21 protein-coding genes are annotated in these 20,606 nt (G+C 68.5%); 16 read left to right on the forward strand and 5 right to left on the reverse strand.

The genetic code is table 11. The features are described 5' to 3' along the window. Window positions 1-95 precede the first annotated feature (95 nt). Complete coding sequence (gene greA / locus IEY56_RS17480) at window positions 96-593, reverse strand: transcription elongation factor GreA (RefSeq protein WP_045862885.1); 498 nt, start codon at window positions 591-593, stop codon at window positions 96-98. A gap of 132 nt (window positions 594-725) precedes the next feature. Further along, window positions 726-1,190: a DUF4307 domain-containing protein gene (locus tag IEY56_RS17485; RefSeq protein ID WP_189038150.1), complete on the reverse strand. Its 465-nt coding sequence runs from the start codon at window positions 1,188-1,190 to the stop codon at window positions 726-728. Between the two features lie 112 nt (window positions 1,191-1,302). Between IEY56_RS17485 and mca the strand changes: the two genes are divergently transcribed. The 10 genes from mca (at window position 1,303) to msrA (IEY56_RS17540) (ending at window position 11,728) form a co-directional block, all read left to right on the forward strand. After that, complete coding sequence (gene mca, locus IEY56_RS17490) at window positions 1,303-2,172, forward strand: mycothiol conjugate amidase Mca (RefSeq protein ID WP_189038151.1); 870 nt, start codon at window positions 1,303-1,305, stop codon at window positions 2,170-2,172. Between the two features lie 13 nt (window positions 2,173-2,185). Continuing rightward, window positions 2,186-2,485 (forward strand): hypothetical protein, encoded by a 300-nt coding sequence (locus IEY56_RS17495; protein ID WP_189038282.1) that lies wholly within the window; start codon window positions 2,186-2,188, stop codon window positions 2,483-2,485. Between the two features lie 37 nt (window positions 2,486-2,522). Further along, the gene (gene msrA / locus IEY56_RS17500; protein WP_189038152.1) at window positions 2,523-3,188 is read left to right on the forward strand and encodes a peptide-methionine (S)-S-oxide reductase MsrA; all 666 of its coding nucleotides are present in this window, start codon (window positions 2,523-2,525) and stop codon (window positions 3,186-3,188) included. A gap of 323 nt (window positions 3,189-3,511) precedes the next feature. Next, on the forward strand, window positions 3,512-4,294 hold the full coding sequence (locus tag IEY56_RS29245) for a Crp/Fnr family transcriptional regulator (protein WP_189038153.1): 783 nt from the start codon (window positions 3,512-3,514) through the stop codon (window positions 4,292-4,294). Between the two features lie 117 nt (window positions 4,295-4,411). After that, window positions 4,412-5,488, forward strand: coding sequence for a hypothetical protein (locus IEY56_RS17510; RefSeq protein ID WP_189038154.1), 1,077 nt, complete (start codon window positions 4,412-4,414; stop codon window positions 5,486-5,488). Beyond that, entirely contained in the window at window positions 5,485-7,545 is a 2,061-nt protein-coding gene (locus tag IEY56_RS17515; protein ID WP_189038155.1) for a hypothetical protein, read from the forward strand. The genes IEY56_RS17510 and IEY56_RS17515 overlap by 4 nt, the downstream gene beginning before the upstream one ends. A 25-nt stretch (window positions 7,546-7,570) precedes the next feature. Beyond that, window positions 7,571-8,323, forward strand: coding sequence for a hypothetical protein (locus IEY56_RS17520; RefSeq protein WP_189038156.1), 753 nt, complete (start codon window positions 7,571-7,573; stop codon window positions 8,321-8,323). A 1,015-nt stretch (window positions 8,324-9,338) separates the two neighbouring features. Further along, on the forward strand, window positions 9,339-10,331 hold the full coding sequence (locus IEY56_RS17530) for an alpha/beta fold hydrolase (RefSeq protein WP_189038157.1): 993 nt from the start codon (window positions 9,339-9,341) through the stop codon (window positions 10,329-10,331). Between the two features lie 165 nt (window positions 10,332-10,496). Beyond that, on the forward strand, window positions 10,497-10,823 hold the full coding sequence (locus tag IEY56_RS17535; RefSeq protein WP_189038158.1) for an EthD family reductase: 327 nt from the start codon (window positions 10,497-10,499) through the stop codon (window positions 10,821-10,823). 266 nt (window positions 10,824-11,089) lie between these two features. Continuing rightward, window positions 11,090-11,728 carry a peptide-methionine (S)-S-oxide reductase MsrA gene (gene msrA / locus IEY56_RS17540; RefSeq protein WP_189038159.1) on the forward strand — a complete coding sequence of 213 codons (639 nt, stop codon included), beginning with the start codon at window positions 11,090-11,092 and terminating at the stop codon, window positions 11,726-11,728. Window positions 11,729-11,795: 67 nt separating this feature from the next. Here the strand turns inward: msrA (IEY56_RS17540) and IEY56_RS17545 are convergent, their stop codons facing one another. Next, window positions 11,796-12,593 (reverse strand): class I SAM-dependent methyltransferase, encoded by a 798-nt coding sequence (locus IEY56_RS17545; protein ID WP_229711968.1) that lies wholly within the window; start codon window positions 12,591-12,593, stop codon window positions 11,796-11,798. Between the two features lie 88 nt (window positions 12,594-12,681). Here IEY56_RS17545 and IEY56_RS17550 point away from each other — a divergent pair, with 88 nt between their 5' ends. The 4 genes from IEY56_RS17550 (at window position 12,682) to IEY56_RS17565 (ending at window position 15,595) form a co-directional block, all read left to right on the forward strand. After that, complete coding sequence (locus IEY56_RS17550; protein ID WP_189038161.1) at window positions 12,682-13,344, forward strand: TetR/AcrR family transcriptional regulator; 663 nt, start codon at window positions 12,682-12,684, stop codon at window positions 13,342-13,344. Between the two features lie 106 nt (window positions 13,345-13,450). Beyond that, on the forward strand, window positions 13,451-14,254 hold the full coding sequence (locus IEY56_RS17555; protein ID WP_189038162.1) for a MerR family transcriptional regulator: 804 nt from the start codon (window positions 13,451-13,453) through the stop codon (window positions 14,252-14,254). Beyond that, window positions 14,251-15,105, forward strand: coding sequence for a hypothetical protein (locus IEY56_RS17560; protein ID WP_229711969.1), 855 nt, complete (start codon window positions 14,251-14,253; stop codon window positions 15,103-15,105). The genes IEY56_RS17555 and IEY56_RS17560 overlap by 4 nt, the downstream gene beginning before the upstream one ends. Before the next feature lie 115 nt (window positions 15,106-15,220). Beyond that, entirely contained in the window at window positions 15,221-15,595 is a 375-nt protein-coding gene (locus tag IEY56_RS17565) for a hypothetical protein (protein WP_189038163.1), read from the forward strand. A 334-nt stretch (window positions 15,596-15,929) separates the two neighbouring features. Here the strand turns inward: IEY56_RS17565 and IEY56_RS17570 are convergent, their stop codons facing one another. Continuing rightward, window positions 15,930-16,478 carry a hypothetical protein gene (locus IEY56_RS17570; RefSeq protein WP_189038164.1) on the reverse strand — a complete coding sequence of 183 codons (549 nt, stop codon included), beginning with the start codon at window positions 16,476-16,478 and terminating at the stop codon, window positions 15,930-15,932. Window positions 16,479-17,196: 718 nt separating this feature from the next. Between IEY56_RS17570 and IEY56_RS17575 the strand changes: the two genes are divergently transcribed. Beyond that, entirely contained in the window at window positions 17,197-18,306 is a 1,110-nt protein-coding gene (locus tag IEY56_RS17575) for an MFS transporter (RefSeq protein WP_229711970.1), read from the forward strand. 143 nt (window positions 18,307-18,449) lie between these two features. Further along, entirely contained in the window at window positions 18,450-18,983 is a 534-nt protein-coding gene (locus tag IEY56_RS17580; RefSeq protein WP_189038165.1) for a type 1 glutamine amidotransferase domain-containing protein, read from the forward strand. 197 nt (window positions 18,984-19,180) lie between these two features. On the opposite strand, the gene IEY56_RS17585 is transcribed toward IEY56_RS17580, so the two are convergent. Then, on the reverse strand, window positions 19,181-20,419 hold the full coding sequence (locus tag IEY56_RS17585) for a L,D-transpeptidase (protein WP_189038166.1): 1,239 nt from the start codon (window positions 20,417-20,419) through the stop codon (window positions 19,181-19,183). Window positions 20,420-20,606 lie beyond the last annotated feature (187 nt).

Genomic DNA, 20,606 nt, shown 5'->3' on the forward strand with positions numbered 1-20,606 from the left:
AGCGTCCCCGAGTCGCCCGGCGGGCATGGCAGTGGGCCCCGGCCTCGAGGCCGGGGCCCACTCGCGTGCGGTCCCGGGCGGCAGCCCGCGGGCGCTCAGCCCTGGTAGGGCTTGGCCTGGAGGATCTTCACCGAGGCCATCTTGCCGTTGGGGAGTTCGTACTCCGCTTCCGTACCGACCTTCTTGCCGTTCACGCCGCTGCCCAGCGGCGACTGCGGGGAGTAGGTCTCGATCTCCGAGCTCGCGTACTCGCGTGAGGCGAGCAGGAAGGTCACCGTGTCGTCCTCGTCGCCGTCGAAGGCGATCGTCACGACCATGCCGGGGGCCACCACACCGGTGTCCTCGGGAGCTTCACCGACCTTCGCGTTCTCCAGGAGCTGCTCCAGCTGCCGCACGCGCAGCTCCTGCTTGCCCTGCTCCTCCTTGGCCGCGTGGTACCCGCCGTTCTCGCGGAGGTCACCCTCCTCGCGAGCCGCCTCGATCTTCTTGGAGATCTCGGTGCGTGCAGGACCCGACAGGTACTCCAGCTCGGCCTTGAGCTGGTCGTACGCCTCCTGGGTGAGCCAGGTGACGTTGTCGCTGGTCTGGGTCACAGGTGCTCCTCGTCGGTACTGGGAATAAAAACATCGCCCTGCCCATGAGGCTGCGCCTTCAGGGTGGGGCGGAAACTACGAGCCTAACAATTCAGGCTCAAAAGGGAAGAAGGGCGGACGCTGCGTGCGGCCTCAATGACCTTCGGTTCCCCGGGGTTCGCACCCCATGAGTTCGGCGCTGGTCGCGCGCGTCGTGGTGCGCACGGAGGCCACGGTGTCCACGCGGTCCTCACCGGCCGCGAAGGGGACGTCCTTCCGCCCCACCTCGGCGCCGTCGGACGACAGCGCCCGCAGCGTGCAGACGCCTTCGGTCTCCGCGTCCTTGCGGACCTCGACGTGTACTTCCACCGTACGGCCGGAGACCACCTTGAACTTGATCATCTCGCCGCTGACCTTCTGCGAGGAGATGTAGCCGGCGCCGATCCAGGCGAGGACCGCCAGGCCCAGCACCCCCAGCACCGCGCCGACGGCCTTGAGCCTGCGGTCCGTGCGCGCATCCCGCTCCGCGGCCGTTCCCGTGCTCCCGTACCGGCCCGCGGGCGGCACCGCAGAACCGGGGGCGCGCTCTTCGCCCGCGTCAGCTCGCAGGTCAGCCATGGCCGGGTCCACTTCCGTCGCTCGGGGGCGGTCAGCAATCGGGAATACATCGGGGTGCCGATTCGGTCACTATAGGAGTCGCCTGCCGTGACGAGTTAACGAGGACCGAGTCTTGACTGACCAGCTGCGACTGATGGCCGTGCACGCGCACCCCGACGACGAGTCGAGCAAGGGCGCCGCCACCATGGCCAAGTACGTGTCCGAGGGGGTGGACGTGCTGGTCGCGACCTGCACAGGAGGCGAGCGGGGCTCCATCCTCAATCCCAAGCTCCAGGGCGACTCGTACATCGAGGAGCACATCCACGAGGTACGGAAGAAGGAGATGGACGAGGCCCGGGAGATCCTGGGCGTCAAGCAGGCCTGGCTCGGCTTCGTCGACTCCGGCCTCCCCGAGGGCGATCCCCTGCCGCCGCTGCCGGAGGGCTGCTTCGCCCTCCAGCACGTGGACGTCGCGGCGGGCGCCCTGGTGCGCCTCATCCGCGAGTTCAAGCCGCACGTGATGACGACGTACGACGAGAACGGCGGCTACCCGCACCCCGACCACATCATGACCCACAAGATCTCGATGGCCGCCTTCGAGGCCGCGGGAGACCCTGACAAGTACCCGGAGGCGGGTCCCGCCTGGCAGCCGCAGAAGATCTACTACAACCAGGGGTTCAACCGGCCCCGCACCCAGGCGCTCCACGAGGCGCTGCTCGAGCGCGGTCTGGACTCTCCCTACGGGGAGTGGCTGGAGCGGTGGAAGTCGATGGGGCGCGAACGCGAGATCACCACGTACGTGCCCTGCGGGGACTTCTTCGAGATCCGCGACAAGGCCCTGATCGCCCACGCCACCCAGATCGATCCGGACGGCGGCTGGTTCCGGGTCCCCATGGACGTGCAGCGGGAGGTCTGGCCGACGGAGGAGTACGAGCTGGCGAAGTCGCTCGTGGAGACCTCGCTACCCGAGGGCGACCTCTTCGCGGGCATCCGGGAGAATTGAACACATGACCCTGATGAGTCCGACGCACAACGCCGCGGCCCAGCTCCTCCCGCTGGCGAAGGAACTGGACGAGAACAAGGTGACGCCGGGCGTCCTCGGCTTCCTCGTCTTCGCCGCGATGGGCCTCGCGGTGTGGATGCTGATGAAGTCGATGCACCGGCACATGAACAAGGTCGACTTCGAGGAGCAGCCGGCAGGGGCGGACAAGGCCGAGCGGTCCTCCGCCTCCGCCTCCTCCCCGGCGCCCGCGGGCCCGTCCCCCGCCCCGGCTTCGCCGTCCGGGGGCGGGGAGCGGCGCAACCCGGGCGTCTGACCGCACGAGACCGCGTACGTACGACGGGAGTTCCGCCATGTTGTTCGGCAGCCGAAACCATCACCTCCCGACGGCCGAGGAGGCCCTCCCGGGCCGCCCGGAACGGGAGTTCTCCGTCCCCGACCGCCACACGGTGCTCGGCAATCCGCTGCTGGGCCCGTACCCGGAGGGCCTGGAGGTGGCGGACTTCGCCATGGGCTGCTTCTGGGGCGCTGAGCGCGTCTTCTGGCGGACGGACGGCGTGTGGACGACGCTGGTCGGCTACCAGGGCGGCCACACCCCGAACCCGACGTACGAAGAGGTCTGCTCCGGCAGGACGGGGCACACCGAGGGCGTACGCGTCGTCTTCGACCCCGCCCGCGTCTCGTACGAGACGCTGCTCAAGCTCTTCTGGGAGTCGCACGACCCGACTCAGGGCTTCCGGCAGGGCAACGACACCGGCACCCAGTACCGCTCGGCGATCCACAGTCACGGCCCCGCCCAGCAGGCGGCGGCGGAAGCGTCGCGCGACGCCTACCAGAAGGTCCTCACCGCGTCCGGGCACAAGGAGATCACCACCGAGATCCTCCCGGCGCTCGACCGGCCCTTCTACCCTGCGGAGGGCTACCACCAGCAGTACCTCGACAAGAACCCGGCGGGTTACTGCGGCATCGGCGGCACGGGCGTGAGCTGCCCGGTCGGGGTCGCGCCGAAAGGCGACTGAACGGCCAAGAACCGCGCTTCATCGGTTCGCGCCGCCTTCTCTTAGAACTCCAAACCGCCGCCGCGCGTGATGAGTTGGCGCCTGCCGACCGGGCAGAGGGACTACCGGCCAGATGAACTTCTGGGAAGACCTCGACGACCGCTGAATCCCGCGGCGCAAAGCCACCACACCCGACGGCGCCGCGCCCCCTGAGCACACCTCTCCTGACCGGCCGGCCATCACTCCATGGCCGAATGTATGCCCTTGTTTGCGCATCTGATGACTGCTGTCCTGGACTTGCCAGCATCGGATGCACCTGGCCGGTTCTGAGCACCAGTCACGCAATGGGTGCTGTTGGGGGGGCAGCGTTGGTGTCAAGGTACGACTCCCCGAGTGATCCCCCCAGAACAGGCAAGCCTAGGTGCACCTCTCCTTCCTTCGATAACTGGCCCACCGGTACCTTCCTCGGCGACTTGCCGAGCCGCCTCCGTGCTGAACTCCTGCGACTCGGCACGAGCTGCCGCTACGTAGCAGACGAGACCGTGATCGAGGAGGGCGACCTCTCTAGTCACGTGGTGCTAATACGCTCCGGGTTCGCGAAGGTCACGGCCCGACGGGACAACAGCGACGAGGCTCTGCTAGCCATTCGCGTGGGTGGTGACGTAGTCGGGGAGATGGCCGCCATGGATCACGCCCCGAGGTCCGCAACAGTGACGGCATGTGGCGAGATCACGGCCTCCGTAGTCCAGAGCTCCGACCTGCAAGGCTTCCTCCAAGATCACCCCGATGCAGCTATGACCCTCGCCGGAATCGTGGCCCAGCGGTTGCGGTGGGCCAATCAACGTCGAATCGAGTTCGGCGGTTATCCGGCCAAAGTACGGCTGGCCCGAGTACTCGCAGAACTCGCCGCGTCATATGGACATCCAGTGCTTCGAGGCCTGGTCATCGGTGTCACCCTCACTCAGCCCGAGCTGGCGGCGTTGACGGGTTCCCGCGAAGTGACCATCTACAAGGCACTGCGCGAACTACGCCAGGAAGGTCTGCTCACGACGGGGTATCGGCGGATCACCGTGCTCAACCTTCAGCGTCTACGCAAGATCGCTCAGCTCCCCCCCAGCCTCTCGTAGCGTCTCCGGAAACCGTATTAATACGGTTCGCTCACTGTTTCCCGCTGTCTGGTCGCACAGTTGACGCCCCGAGCCCGTGACGAGCCACGGCCCAGCTCACGATCAGACAGGTGTCTCATGACGTCACACGACATCCTCACGCGCCAGTTGTGTATGGCGACCGACGTAGAGAAATACAGCAGGTTGGACACCCTCCAGCAGGAGGTCGTGCAGGCCGACCTTCTACGTGTACTCGAAGAGGCTGCCTTACTAAGCGGGCTGGACCGTGCCTCATGGGAACGCCAGGCACAGGGTGACCAGGAGTTCGCCGTACTTCCTCCTGACACACCGGAATCAGTGGTGCTCAGTGACTTCATACGGCACCTTGATGCTGCGCTGAACGAGCGCAACGCATTCCGGCCTGAAAAGGAACGCATGCGCCTCCGGCTCGCAATTGAGATCGGCGTGGCACGTACAGCCCCGCTCGGCCACAGCGGTCCCGCTCCGGTCTTCGTTGCTCGCTTCCTGAATGCACCGCAGCTCAAGAGTGTCCTGAAAGCCACCAGCTCGACGAATCTCGCCGTCATCCTTTCCGACCGCGTCTATCAGGACGTGGTCCGTCTGCGTGGGCAAGGGCTCGATCCGGAGCAGTACATGAAGGTGCACATCCAGCAGGACGATTTCACAGGTTACGCATGGATCCACTTGCCAGGACATAGTCCAGCCGAGATCCGAGGCTTGACGGAGGAGGTCGACAGCTGCACGTCGACTGCAACAACACTGGAGGGAGACTCACGCATGCTTACGCCAACTGAGATCGCCGCCATGGCTGGTACTGCCGTTGTAGGCGCTATGGCAACAGACACCTGGGGCTATGTACGGGCCCGATGTAAGGCGCTGTTCTCTCGACACGAACCGGAGAAACGCAAAGATCTACTCGAAGAACTCGATGCGTTCCAGCAGGCGTTGACTGCCACAAGCCCTGCACAGCGCAAGGCCCTCACCACAACCTTCGCAGAACGCGCAACAGCGGAGCTTACTTCTATTGCAAGTAAGTCCGCAGAGGCCAGCAAGGCCGTCCGCGCCCTCGCCGATGAGGCAAGTTCGCCTCCCCCTCAGAAAACCCCTCACAACAACCTCACCAACATCCGCGCTGGAGGCGACTTCATTATGAGCGGCCGCGACAGCTATGTGACCAAGGAGGAGGGAAAGTGACTTACGAAAGCGACGAATACACCCCCTCCCAAGACCCACGGGAGGCGCAGTCAGAAACCAGCGGCCAGACGTCCGGGATCCGCCTGGAGGATGTCAGTGCAGGGCGCGATGCGTTTATCGCGGGCCGCGACAACTACATCTACTACATCACCGGGCTGGAGCAGCTGCGTCCACACCCCGTGGCCCGTCACAGCGTTCTGAGTGAAAGACTCTTTGTACAGCCACGTATGCGCAGTACAAATCCCACCCCTGAACCCTTCAGCGCAGACTCGATGTCCGGTCCCGGAGTCCTCGTGATTACGTCAGATGGATCGAGCGGCCGACGTACGGCAGCGCTCAAGCAGCTCGACCGCTGGCTACCCGCGGACCGGCCGATCTTTGAACTCTTCCCGGACTGGGAACAGCCGGAAGTGTCGCGCATTCCATGCAGGCCCGGTGTGGGATACCTGCTCAATCTCACCGGCGTCCAGGAACCATTGGACACTTCCTTCTTCGAGAACTTGCCCGATTACGCCGAGAAGGCGCGTTCTTCTGGCACCTGCTTGGTCATCATCGCCGGCGAGCATCTCAGCAACGGCGCACTGGCTGCCACGAGCGAACTGGCAACAGTACCTGTCTTGCAGCTCCTGCGGCCCCCCGCCTTGGACGTCGCACTCCGCCGTATAGCCAATCACCCTGAACGACACGCACGAACTGCATGGCTGCGGGAAGGAGAAAGCATATTTGCCGGGAAGTTGGGTGGCGACCAATCTCCAGAAGAAGCGGTTCGCTTCGCCGACATTGTGATCCAGTCCAAGGGGCCAGAGGACACCGAGAGCCTGGACCGTTACCTCGGTTGGGAGCACAAACTGGCCCAATGGTTCGGAGGCAGCGATTCAGACGCGCCGGAAAAGCGCGCCCAGCAGATCTCTGCTGCGTGTCTCGACGGCGCACCAGCTCGGGTAGTTCTGGACGCAGCTGATGCCCTACTGGCCTCACCGAGTCTCAATTGGCCTGCGCGAGTGGGCGGGCCACTGGCCGGTGCTGACGATACTCAACGCTGTAAGGCGGCAGAGATTGATTTCGCACAGGACGGTACGGTATCGATCAGTGCCTCTCGTCCCGGCATCAGTCATGCCCTGCTGAGGCACCTCTGGCGCAACCGGCCACAGCTGGTTCCCGTTCTGTCGGATTGGTTTTCCGAGATCAGCAAGCCAAGGGGTATTGCGGAGGGTCATCTCAGCCGGCTAGCCGAAGTGCTAACAGCAGTGGCCGCTACTGAAGGGCCCGACGCTGTACTTGAACTCACGCAGGAGTGGCTGCGCGCAGACCGTGCCCGCTACACGGATCTCGCCGTCGACGTGCTATCCCGTCTAGCCGTCAACCCTGCGACAGGCTCACGCGTTCGCCGGGAGTTGAGTGGCTGGGCGAGAGGTCACACTATGCCTGAACGTCAGCGCGCCGTTGTATCGGTGTGCCGTGGAGCGCTCGGCCGTGACTACCCGAGTATTGCTCTGAAGCGGCTGGAGTACGTTCTAGACGAGAACACTATTCCTGAGGTGCGACAGGAAGCCGTCGCATCATTGAGGCATATGCTAGCCGACTGGGAGTTGTCTGCTCGCGCGCTGAAGACGATCGTTGAGTGGGTGTGCGCACCCCAGGCCAGTGAGCGAAGCGGGAAGATGTTTCTGGAAATCTTCGATCACACTACCGCTACGGACTCTCTTGCTCCGATTCGGGGGCTTCTCGCTCTTGAAGGGACTGCCGGCCGCAGCGTGCGACAGCTGCTTTCGGACGGGTGGCGCGCTGTCTGGCGCCGGGTGGAACTTCGTCACCAGGCTTCCCACATCTTGGACAGGTGGTGCGAAGCAGCCGACGCAAATGAACTTCCTCCGGTGGCAGTTGAAGAAATCATAAGCGTGATCTTCACGGAGCACGCCGATGCATTGGGTGACGACCTCGACAGGGTCATAGGCGGGTCCAGTCCGTTCCGTGCCAATTTGCGTACTCGGTTCGTAGAACAGGTTCGTGAGTCCGCCGCACGTCGGTCCTATGGCGACACGCAACAGGTTGCGTGAGGGGGGAATGTTGTTCCGTCGAGGTATGACCGAGAGAAGCGCTCGGCACCATAAGCCGAGTCGGCCACCCTTCAGTTCCTTCCCCACCCACCTTGAAAGTGCCGAGAGCAATCTGAACTTCGAAGCCATCTTCACCTACAGCTGGCGCTGCTCGACAGACCAAGGTGCGCTTCTGCACGGGGACGAAGTCGCTCGCACCCTGCTCAGGGATGCCGCGGCGGAGGTCACAGGGCGCTACAACCTGCTCCTCATCAAGGAAGCACAAGACGCGGTCAACAGCAGGCTGTCGGAGGAGATCGACTCCGATCCCCGGCTGGTTGTCTCCGGGCGTGTACAGCTGAGTGCTTCGGAGCAAATGCTGGCTTCAGCCCATCAACGAGCGGTTGCAGCAAGGGACTTGCAAGTAAGTGAGGCAGCTGAAACCGCTCGACTTGAGGTGCTCAGGGAGCGCTTGCTCGACAAGCGACTCGGGCCCGTCTGGTGGATTGACCGCTTCGCCGACCTTCAGTTCTCCACTGGAGACCCTGCGTCCAAGGCCGAGTCAGTGCTTCAAGCCTTCCATCTGATGGTTGGAGTCATACGCACGGAGGCAGCGCAGGTTCAAACGGATGAGATCTCCGTAGTTCGGGCACGAGTGAACGAACTGCTGAGCTCGTTGGAAGCCCCAGAAACACGCAAGCGTGCGGCAGACCTCTTGGAGACCGTCATACATACGCTCGCGCCCGAGGGCGGATCCAAGGCGGCGGTGGACCTGCACGATGGCCGGCAGGGCGGCTGACGGATGGAGATGGACTCCGAGGAGGTCGCTGGCGGCCGTACGGCCACGCCGAGACAGCGCGCGTCGTCTTCGACCCCCTCGCGGGTCCCGTACGAAGTGTTGCTCAGCCATTTGGGAGCCTCACACCCCCACTCAGAGTTTCCGACAGGGCAACGAAATCGGTACGCACGGCAGCTCGAAGGTCTTCTCTGTCGCTCCCCCGTCCAGCGGGCCGTCGCGGAGGAGGGCCGCGTCGTCTACCGGCACGCCCTGCAGGAGGCGGAATAGAGCGGGATAGCCACCGAGATTCTCTCAGTCGGGGACTTCCCTTCCCCTTCTACCCCGCGGAGGGCTACCACCAGCAGTACCTCGACAAGAACCCGGCGGGTTACTGCGGCATCGGCGGCACGGGCGTGAGCTGCCCGGTCGGGGTCGCGCCGGCGGACGGCTGATCGTCCCTCGGCCGAGCCGGTGGACGCCGGCGCCGACTGCGCCGCGTTCCTGGGGCACGGACCCCGTCCTGGGCATGCCCGTCCGGTACGGCCTGGGCTACGGACTGTTCGGCAACGCCTACGGGTGGGGCGACGGGCTCACGGGTCTGCGGGCCTCAGCCGCCGGGTGCCTGCCCCCGGTTCACGGGCAGGGGTGTGAGCTGCCGTCGCGGGGGCGCGTCCACGTTCGGGCGCGCGGGTGACCGCCCGAACGCCCGGACGTGGACGCGAAGTCCCGGACGCGGACGCGAATCCCGGACGCGGACGCGAAATCCCGGACGCGGACGCGAAATCCCCGATCCGGAACGGGTGTTGCGCGCCCGTGGATCCGAACCGGCTGCCGGCCCGTACGGAGGGGGCCGGGCGTCGCGGGGTGGAGCCGGTGATCGGCTCCGGACCGTGCGAAGTTGCCGACACGGCAACGGAATGCGGGAACTCCCCGGCCTCTGCCCCATGCTCGTGGCCGAGCCCGGGGCACGCGAGCCGCCGTCACCGGCGGGGCCGCCCCTCGGAGCCGCCACACCGGCCATCCACGGGAGGAAACCATGCCGCAGCCCGCCCGCGTCACCGGCGCCGAACACCGCCTGGTCCCCTCGCCCGCGGGCCGGACCCACCTGGTGGAACAGGGCGCCGGGCCCCTGGTGCTGCTGGTCCACGGCTTCCCGGAGTCGTGGTACTCGTGGCGCCACCAGCTGGGGGCGCTGGCCGCGGCGGGATTCCGCGCCGCCGCCGTCGACGTGCGCGGGTACGGGCGTTCGTCGAGGCCCGCCGACGCCGCCTCGTACGGGATGCTCGACCTCGTCGAGGACAACGTCGCCGTGGTGCGGGCGCTCGGTGAGTCGACCGCCGTGATCGTCGGGCACGACTGGGGCTCGACGATCGCCGCGCACTCCGCTCTCGTCCGGCCGGACGTGTTCCGCGCGGCCGGACTCCTCAGCGTCCCCTACGCGCCGCCCGGCGGCCCGCGGCCCAGCGAGATCTTCGCGGAGATGGGCGGCGACGACGAGTTCTACGTCTCCTACTTCCAGGAGCCCGGCCGGGCGGAGGCCGAGATCGAACCCGACGTCCGTGGCTGGCTCGGGGGCTTCTACGCCGCGCTCTCCTCCGGCACCATGCCCGGACCCGGCGCGCCGGACCCGCACTTCGTCAGCCGCGGAGGGACGCTGCGCGAGCGCTTCCCCTCCGGGCCGCTGCCCGCCTGGCTCAGCGAGGACGATCTCGACGTATACGCCGGGGAGTTCGAGCGGACGGGGCTGACCGGGGCGCTGAACCGCTACCGGAACATGGACCGGGACTGGGAGGACCTCGCCCGGTTCCGCGGCAGTCCCCTCACCCAGCCGTCCCTGTTCGCCGGCGGGGCGCTGGACGCCTCCACCACCTGGATGTCCGAGGCGATCCAGGCGTTCCCGACGACGATGCCCGGGCTGGTCTCCTCGCACGTCCTCGACGGCTGCGGCCACTGGATCCAGCAGGAACGCCGCGACGACGTCAACGAACTCCTCACCTCCTGGCTCACCTCCCTGCCCCGGCCCGCCTGAGCCCGGCCCGCCTGCGTCCCGGCTGAGGACACCCCTCGACAATCAGCCATATCCACGCAACGAGGAGTAAGCCGTCGCTGTCCGGCACATACACGCAGGCATGGGTGCGCCGGCCTGTCCGCGGACCGGCGCCGGCACGACGACAGGCAGGAGCGAGCACACCGCATGTACCGGCTGACCGTCCTCTACGGACACCCCGAGGACCCCGCGGCCTTCGACGCGTACTACGCCGAGACGCACATCCCCCTGGCCCGGAAGATGAAGGGGCTCACGGGGTGGACGATCGGCCACTGCGAGGCGGCCGAGGACGGCGGGAAACCGCCCTACTACATGATCGTCGGCCTCTACGCGGAGTCCCGTGAGGCCCTCGAAGCGATCCTGGCCAGTCCGGAGGGCCGGGCCACCGTCGACGACGTGCCCAACTTCGCGACCGGCGGCGCGTGGTTCTTCTTCGACGACGAGCAGGCGATCATCCCGGTCAGCCTGAGCTGAGCGGGACGGACGACCCGGGGGTTTTGCGTAAGTTGGCGGTAAGCCGGCGGCGCGCCGGGGCGCGGCGCCCAACGCGCCTGCTTGCCATGGCGGTTGGAGCACGGGACGGTTCAGGGTACGGGGCTTCGGGGGCCTGCCGGGCGGGGTAGGAGCCGGACGGGCACGAGACCGGGTTGGACCCCTGCCGCCGGGCCGCTCCACCGCCCGACGCCCCATCGACCCGCTGCCCCGATGCCGCCCCACACGCGACCTTCGACGGAGATGCCATGCTGAGCGACTTCACCCTTCGCCTCCCCGGCCCCGGGGAGGCGCTGCCCGGGCGCAGCGAGCCGATGTTCTCCGTCCCGGAGCGCCACGCAGTGCTGGGGACCCGGCTGCTGGGCCCCTACCGGGAGGGCCTGGAGGTCGCCGAGTTCGCACTCGGCTGCTTCTGGGGCGCCGAGCGCCGCTTCTGGCGGACGCCCGGGGTGTCGACGACGCTGGTCGGCTTCCAGGGCGGCAGCACGCCGCACCCCATCTCTGAAGAGGTCGCCGGGGGGCGTACCGGTCACGCCGAGTCGGTGCGGGCGGTGTTCGACCCGTCCGAGGTGACGTACGCGGCCCTGCTCAAGTTGTTCTGGGAGTCGCACGATCCCACCCAGGGCTTCCGCCAGGGCAACGACATCGGGACCCACTGCCGGTCGATGATCTTCTGGCACTCCCCCGCCCAGCGGGAGGCGGCGGAGGAGACCCGCGCCGCGTACCAGGAGGCGCTGCGGCGGGCCGGTTACGGCGACATCACCACCGAGATCGTCCCCGCCGGGTCGTTCCCCTTCTATCCGGCGGAGGCCCGGCACCAGCAGTACCTGGAGCGGAATCCCGGCGGGTACTGCGGTCTCGGCGGGACGGGTGTCGAGCTGAGGTGATCCGCGGCGGCGCGTGCGGGAAGCGACGGGTACGGGAAGCGGCGCGTACGGACACGGCGTGTGCCGTTCAGGGGCAGTCCGCCGTGACCGCCACCGTCGTGTAGCGCATCGTGAAGCTGCCGCCCACCACGTCGACGGCGGCCCCCGCGCCTTCCAGCACCTGCGCGACCTTGTCCGGGGGCAGCGAGGTGAGGAGCCCGAGGGTCGGAAGCTGATCGAGCCACGCGTCCCTCGTGCAGTGGTACTCCCAGTCGAAGCGCCACTCCTCCGGTTCGGTGAAGGCGCCCGTCTCCCAGAGGCCGTCGGCCACCTTGGCGAACAACGTCTCGTACCCGCTCATCAGCTGCTCCGCCGACGGAGGTTCGGCCGGGGCGTGGGGCACGGCGCGCTGATAGGCGGCGGCGAAGCCCTCCGCGACCTCGGGCGGAAGCTGGAAGACGTGCCAGAACGCGGCGAACCGGCCGCCCGGGCGCAGCACGTCCACGGCCTTGTACGCACCCTCGAGGGGGTCCACCCAGTGCCATGACTGGCCCGCGACTACGGCGTCGAACAGCCGGCCCGCGGGGTCCCAGCCCTCGAACGTCGCGACCTCGGTCTCGAGTCCGCGGTTCCGCGCCGCCGCGGCCATGCGCGCGTCCGGCTCGACCCCGAGGACCCGGCAGCCAGCGCCCTGGAACTGCCGCGCCGCGATGCCGGTCCCGCAGCCCACGTCGAGGACGTCGGTGCCGGGGCTCTCGGCGACGATGCGCCGCACCATGCCTTCGGGATAGCGGGGGCGGGCCCGGTCGTAGCGTTCGGTGTCGACGCCGAAGGACGCCGCGACCTGGGGGTGGGATTCGTTCCCGGAGTGCGAGAAAGTGGGCACCCGCCCACTATCGTGGGCGGGTGCCCACTCGTCAACAGGCGCTCTGGGGACGGGAATTGGACCTGGACCAGGACGAAGGGTGTGCGGCATGCCGACCGGCGTGGCCATGCGGGACGTGCGCCGACAGCTCTTCGGCGCCACCGAGCGCGTCCTCCTCCGGGACGGCCCGAACGCGTTGACCAGCCGGGCCGTCACAGCCGAGGCGGGATGCGCGAAGGGCGTACTGCACCGGCACTTCGCCGACTTCGACGAGTTCCTCGCGGAACTCGTCCGGGACCGAATCGCCCGCATGGACGGCCAGGCCTCCGCGCTGCGCGGCTCGGCCGGGACCGGCACCGTCGCCGGGAACCTCTCGGCGGCGCTGACGGCCCTGTTCGAGCCGGTCGCCGTGGCGGTCGTCGCCCTCGTCACCTCCCGCGACGGCCTGCGCGCCCGGCTGCGGACGGCGACACCGGCGGGCGTGCCCGTCCTGGCGGAGGCCGCCGCCGCGCTGGCCGCGTACCTCGACGCCGAGCGCGCCCTTGACCGCCTCGCGGCGGACGCCGACGTCCCCACGCTCGCCTCCACGCTGATCGGCGCGGTGCATCTGCTCTTCGCCGACCGGGAGGGGCCGCTTCCGGAGCAGGCGGCGGTGCACAAGGTGGTCACCGCGGTCCTGGCGGGTTCGGCGGACACGACGGGTGCGGCGGACACGACGGGTGCGGCGAGTTCCGCGGGTACGCCTGGTCCGGTGCCGCGTTCGCTGCCCTGAGGGGCTCCACACTGCGCACGCGGCGGCCTTCCCGCCGGCGCCCCGGCCGCCGCTTCCCGCACCGGCCTGTTGACCTTCTCGTTGCGTCAAGGTCTTCAATCGGGACATGCGAATAGGCGAGCTCGCCGCCCTGGTAGGCGTCTCCACCAGGACAGTGCGGCACTACCACGGTCTCGGGCTCCTCCCGGAGCCCGTCCGGCTGTCCAACGGATACCGCGACTACCGGCTGCGCGACGCCGTCGCCCTCGCACGCGTACGGCGCCTGGCGGAGCTCGGCCTCTCCCTGGACGAGATCAGGGACGTACTGGCGGACGACCGCGGCCGCGACCTCCGCGAGGTGCTCATGGAGCTCGACGCCGACCTGGCGAGGCAGCAGGAGACGATCGGCGCGCGCAGGAAACGGCTCGCCGCCCTCCTCGCGGAGGCGGAACCCCGTCCGGACGTGGCGGTCTCCCCGGAGATGGCCGAGGTGCTTCGTGAACTGCCCGCCGGAGGCTCGCAGTTCGCCGAGCTCGACCGCGAGATGCTGACGCTCGTGTGCGGCCTCGCCGGGCCGGAGGAGCAGGAAGGGCTGATCGGCATGCTCCGCCCGCTCACCGCACCCGCGGCCGTCGCACGGGCCCAGGCCCTCTACGAGCGGCTCGACGGACTCGCCGGAGCCGCACCGGACGATCCGCGCGTCGCCCGGCTCGCCGACGACCTGGCCGCGCACATCCCGGACGAGGCGGCGGACCTCATGAGGCAGCACCTGGCGGACGGGGGCTTCGGCGACGCCGGGACGGAGACGCCCTGGAACATCGGGCCGGCCGACGGCGAGGCGGCGTGGCTGGAGAGCCTGTCCGAGGAGCTGGACCCGGCCCAACTCGAGGTCTTCCGCCGCTTCGTGGCCAGAATCCAGGAGGGGGCATGATGCTGCGGCTCTCCCGGGCGGCCCTGCTCGCCGTACTCCCCGTGGAGCTGCTTCTCGGGGTGCTGCTCGTCTCCGGAGTCCGGCTTCCGGCTGCGGCGACCGTGGCGGCCGAAGCGGCGGTCGCGCTGGTGCTCCTGGCCGAACTGGCAACCGGCCGACGCGAGTTCGCCCGCGCGCGCCGGCGGGGCGAGGACCGCCGGGCGGCGCTGCGGACCACCGTGCGTCAGCTCGTACCGGTGCAGGTACGCAGGATCCTGTCCTTCGAACTCGCAGGGGCAGGCGCCCTGTTGCTCTGGACCGCCCGCCGCAGGAACGGGGTGCCTCCCGGCGCCGTCGCCGTGCCGTACGCGAAAGAGCAGTTCTCTACCCTGCTCGCCTTCGCGTTCGTGATGGCGGTCGAGGCCGCAGGCATGGAGGTCCTGCTGCTGGAACTGGACGCCCCGGCCGGGCTCCGCGCCGTCTTCCTGCTTCTCGACGGCTACTCGCTGCTCGCGGTCCTCGCCCTGCTCGCGGCACGGGTGACCCGTCCGCACGTCGTCACCGCACATGAACTGCGCGTCAGATCAGGGGTGTTCGTGGATCTGCGCATCCCCCGCACCCTGATCTCCTCGGTCCGGACGTCGCGCAGGTACGACGAACAGGGCCTGCTCTCCGTCGAGGACGGACGGTGTGCCGTGCCGGTCGCCTCGCAGACCAACGTCACGGTGGAACTGACCGGGCCGGTCACCGTCGTACGTCCTCTCGGCCGCCGGACACGGGCCGCCGCCGTCCGGTTCTTCGCCGACGCGCCCGCGGCCGCCGTCGAGGCCCTGCGGATTCCGGCCCCGGTCACCGGCCGGGAGCGCCCCTGAAGCCCGCCCGCTGCCGCACCCCCGCGACCGGGAGCCCTCGAGGTCCTGTGAATCCGCCGGTCAGGGACGGGTAGACGCCCGGCCACAGCCTCCGGCACGGACAGGACGGACGACCATGACACTCCAGCATCCCGCTGAGCGCGGGGGCGACCGGCGGGGCCGCTTCGAGCGCATGGCCGAGTCGGCGTCGAACGTCACCGGCTCACCTGCCTTCTACTGCTTCTGCGTGCTGCTGATCGGCGCCTTCGTCACCGTGCACTTCGTCCCCGTCCCGGTGCCCTGGATGATCTTCGTGGGCGACATGATGGCCGCTGTGAGCCTGTTGCTGCTCGCCCTGCTGAAGAACACGGAACGGCGGGCCGAGCACGCTCTGCAGCGCAAGCTCGACGCGATAGCCGCGGTGCTGCTCGAACTGGACGAGGACGGGCCGAACTCCCGCAAGGCGCACGAGAGCCTGAGGTCGGCCATCCGCATGGACGAGGACGTCTGACGAGGTTCGAGGCGCCGCCCGCGAAGGGCCGGGAAGGGGTTGGGACCCCGGAGAAGGGCCGAGGGCGGGCGGAGGCGGCGGGTCCCGCGGGGCCCCCTCGGCGGACTGGCCGGAAGGGCCCGGCGGAGGGAAGCGGCCACGGCCGCGTCCCGCCCGCGCACCGAGCCGCGGGCAGGACGGACACGCGCCGCCGTCGCACAGGAGGGAGACCCGCGTCTCCCCGCCCGGGTTCACGTGCTCCCGGGTGTCTCACGTTGCCCGCCCGCCGGTCGTCGCCCCGGGCGGGGTGCCCGGCCGGTGAGCGGTACCGGCCGGGCGGGAGATGGTTCCGGGGTCAGCTGCCCGCGGCCTCGGCGATCATCTCGCGAGCCTTGCCCTCGGCCTGGTCGTAGCGCTCGGGGAAGGCGGAGCGCTGGACGCTCTGCGCGAGCTCACCGGCGGTGAAGCCGGGGTTGTTGGCGTCGTTCGGGATGGCCTGGTCCAGGAACGCGTTGGTGGCGTAGACCGGGTCCAGGATCTGCTCGGGGGTACCCCAGCCGGCGCTCGGACGCTGCTGGAAGACGCCGAGGGAGTCGCGGTCGCCACAGTTGAGGTTGTGCATGTGGGACTCGACCCAGCCGGCCTCGAAGGCCGCGAGCATGACCTTCTCGGTGACCCCGCGCTGCGTCGCGACATCGTGCACGGTGTTGATGATCGCCGGGTCGTGGTTCGGCGGAACGGCGCACTTCTCGTCGAGGATCTGCGCGTTGGAGCGGTGCTCCTTGGCGGGGGTCTCGCCGGCGGAGGCGTTGACCGCCAGCCCGCCCGCGACGAGCATGCCCACCGCGAGGGCGGTGGCGCTCCGGACGACCGTCTTGCGTCTGATCTTCGTGGTGATCGACATGGGGAATCTTCCTTCCAGGTGGGGACAGGTACGCGCGTAGATACGCGTCCCTGCTGGTGCGGAACCCTGTAACGCTCGCCACTCCGATGGCCTTGGGGTGACCGGCGGCTGAGCGAGCAATCGATTTCGTGCGGGACCGTACAAGCCTGACGCTGACACGTCAATGAACGCCGGTTTTCCTACTCTGCGCACAAAGGTGCACGTCAGAGAATCCCCTAACTGAAGGGGACAATTGCAGCTTTACGCCCCGCCCGACGGAACCGCTCTGGACCACTGAAAACTCAACAACGTGCGCACTTCTTCACGAAATCGATTTCAGAAACTCGGTCCCCGCACCGACCGATTCGAGCCGCCTCCCCCGCACTTTCGCCGCAAGCCGGCCAGGGCCCGATTGAATAGATGTAATGGGCACCCATATATTCCGTTGGTGCGTACACATATATGCGCGGCCGCCGCGGCCCCGACGGCGGGCACCCATGACGTCGAAGGGACGCCCCTGATGCACAGGCCGGAGACCTCCGCCCCCGGGCCGGCCCGGGACACCGCCCCTCCCGCCCCGCCCCGGGCGGACGCGAAGCCGCACACCGAACCCGGGCAGAGCCGGCCGGGTCCGCAGAGTCCGGCCAGTCCGCCGGGTCAGGGGCGTTCACCGGGTCAGGGGCGTTCGCAGAGCCCGTTCCGCCAGCCGAAGGCCGTCTGGGCAGTGGCCTTCGCGTGCGTGATCTCGTTCATGGGCATCGGACTCGTCGACCCCATCCTCCCGGCGCTCTCCAGCCGGCTCGACGCGACTCCCAGCCAGGTGACGCTGCTGTTCACCAGCTACCTCGTGGTGACGGCCGTGGCGATGCTGATCACCGGATGGGTCTCCAGCCGTCTGGGCGCCAAGCGGACCCTCCTCGTGGGGCTCACCCTCGTCGTCGTCTTCTCCGCCCTCGCGGGAGCGGCCGGCAGCATCGACGGGATCATCGGCTTCCGCGCGGGATGGGGCCTGGGCAACGCGCTGTTCATCGCGACGTCCCTCGCCGTCATCGTCGGCTCCGCCAGCGGCGGCTTCGCCGGTGCGATCGTCCTGTACGAGACGGCGCTCGGCGTCGGCATCGCCACGGGACCGCTGCTGGGCGGGCTGCTCGGCGACGTCAGCTGGCGGGGCCCCTTCTTCGGGGTCGCCGTCCTCATGGCCGGTGCGCTCGTCGCCACGGCCGTGCTGCTTCCCGCCTCCCGCTCGGCGGAGCGCCCCGAATCCCTCAAGGAGCCGCTGGCCGCGCTGCGCCACCGTGCGCTGGCCACGACGAGCGTCACCGGGCTGCTGTACAACTGGGGCTTCTTCACGATGCTCGGCTACGCGCCCTTCCTGATGCACCTCTCCGCCATCGAGCTGGGCTGGGTCTTCTTCGGCTGGGGTCTGCTCGTCGCCGTCTTCGCGGTCTTCGGCGCCCCCGCGCTGCGCAGCCGCTTCGGCACGCCCGGCACCCTCTACGGGAACCTCGTCCTCATGGCGGCCGATCTTGCCCTCATCGGACTCTTCCCCGACGAGCGGTGGGTCGTCGTCGGTGCGGTCATCGTGGCGGGGGCGTTCATCGGCGTGAACAACACCCTGGTGACCACGGCAGTGATGAGCATCGCCCCGGTTCCGCGGCCCGTCGCCTCGGCCACGTACGGCTTCGTGCGCTTCATCGGCGGCGGCCTGGCCCCGTTCGCGGCGGGCAAGCTCGTCGAGCACTACAACGCCCATGTGCCGTTCCTGCTCGGGGCGGTGAGCGTCGCGGCCGGCGCGGCGCTGCTCGGCACCGTGCACCGGCCGCTGGCCGAGGCCGACCGTACCGCCTGAGCCGCACCGCGCCCGGCTCGGCTCCGCTCAGCTCCCGCAAGCCCGGCACGCTCTGCCTGCATGAGCCCTCCCGCGCTGGGGACCCGGAACGGGCAAGTGAAACGACGTTTCGCGCCCAGACGCGTGGAGGGAAGTGGCGAGAGATGCGCATCGCCTTTCTGGTGGCCCCCGAAGGAGTCGAGCAGGTCGAGCTGACGGACCCGTGGAAGAGCGTGGAGCACGCGGGGCACACCCCGCGCCTCGTCTCCACGACAGCGGGACGCATTCAGGCGTTCAACCACCTCGACAGCGCGGACACCTTCCAGGTGGACCAGACCGTCGACGAGACGTCGGCCGACGAGTACGACGCCCTGCTTCTGCCCGGCGGTGTCGCCAACCCTGACGCGCTGCGGATGGACGACGACGCCGTACGTCTGGTGAAGACGTTCTGCGAGTCCGGCAAGCTGGTCGCCGCGATCTGCCACGCCCCGTGGACGCTCATCGAGGCCGACGTCGTGCGGGACCGCACGCTCACGTCGTGGCCCAGCCTGCAGACCGACCTTCGCAACGCGGGCGCCCACTGGGTCGACGAGGAGGTCGTCGTCGACGACGACGGACCGTTCCCGCTGGTCACGAGCAGGAAGCCGGACGATCTCAAGGCGTTCTGCGAGACCGTCGTGAGCCAGCTCGGCGGCTAGGGGCTGTCCCTCGTACCGGCCCCGCGCGGTGCCGCGCGCCCTCAGGGGCCCGCGCCCGCGAGGCCGAGGGAGAGGGACATGCGGTCATGGCACGAGGGCGGGGTACGGGCTGCCCGCCCGTACCCCGCCCTCGTCGTTGAGTTCGTTCAGCTCTTCAGCTCGTCACGCGGCTTCAGACCGTGACTCAGACCGCGGCTTCAGACCGCGGAGCCCGCCTTCCACTCGGCCCAGCTCATGTTCCAGCCGTTGAGCCCGTTGTCGGGCTGGACGGTCTTGTCGGGCGAGCCCTTCACCTCGACGACGTCGCCGATCATCGAGTTCTCGTAGAACCAGGCGCCGTCGGTGCCGGAGTCGTTCGCGCCGCGCTTGTCCTTCAGTCCGACGCAGCCGTGGCTGGTGTTACCCGAACCGAAGGGCGCGCCCCAGTAGTTGCCGTGGATGAATGTGCCGGACGTCGACAGCCGCATCGCGTGCGGGACGTCCTTGATGTCGTACCCCTCGGCGCCCTTCCGGCCGAAGCCGACCGTGTCGCCGTCCATGCGGGTCTCCTTGTGCTTCTCGGAGATCACCATCTTGCCGTTGTACGTGGGGTTCTTCGCGCTGCCGGCGGAGATCGGGATGTCCTTGAGCTCCTTGCCGTCCCGCACGACCGACATCTTGTGGCTCTTGACGTCGACGGTGCTGACCTGCGAACGGCCGATGTTGAACGTCACCTTCTTGTCCTGCACGCCGGTGATGTTCTGTGCGCCCTTCACACCGTCGAGCTTGAGGTCGAGGGTGACCTTGGAACCGGACTTCCAGTACTCCTCGGGGCGGAAATCGAGGCGCGTGTCGTCGAACCAGTGCCCGACGACCTCCTGGCCGCTGGTCGAGCTGACCTTGATCGCGGACTGGACGGCCCTCTTGTTGCTGATGGCCTTGTCGAAGTTGATCGACACCGGCATGCCGACGCCCACGGTGGCGCCGTCCTCGCCGGTGTAGGTGCCTATGAAGCTGTTCGTCGGCGAGACCGTGGTGAAGGTCGAGTTCTCGACCGACTTGCGGCCCTCGCCGTCCTCGGCCTTCGCGGTGATCTTGTACTGCGTCGCCCGCTCGAGCTGGTCGTTCGGCTTCCATGAGCGGCGGTCGCCGGACATCGTGCCCTCGACGGTCGTGCCGGACTGAACGGCGGTCAACTTCACGTCGGTGAGCTTGCCTTGGCTGACGACCACCTTGCCGGCGGTGTTGATGCTCGCGCCCTCGGAGCCGTCCTTGCCGGCGATCTTTATTCGGGCCACCGAGCTCTTCTTGCCGCGCGTCTCGGACTTGGCCTTCTCCGCTCCGCCACCGCCGTCCGACGTGCTGCAGCCACCCAGTGCCAGCACCCCGCCGAGCACCGCAGCCGTCACGGATATCGCTTTGCGGTGCGTACCCAGCGTCGTCACAGACTTCTCCATCGCGTCAGAATCCAAGCTCCCCGAATGACCGCGCACTCCCCCGTGCCGGACCAAGGGGACATGTGCGGACCCAGCTCTACGGAACAGAACGCACAGAGGCTGGTGACCGGTTCCACACGTGATGAAACTGTGGCCCAGCACACGTGGCCCTGGGGAAGAAGCCTGCCACCACTCCGCGCCCAACGGC

Source organism: Streptomyces daqingensis, assembly GCF_014645895.1.
Lineage (GTDB): Bacteria > Actinomycetota > Actinomycetes > Streptomycetales > Streptomycetaceae > Streptomyces > Streptomyces daqingensis.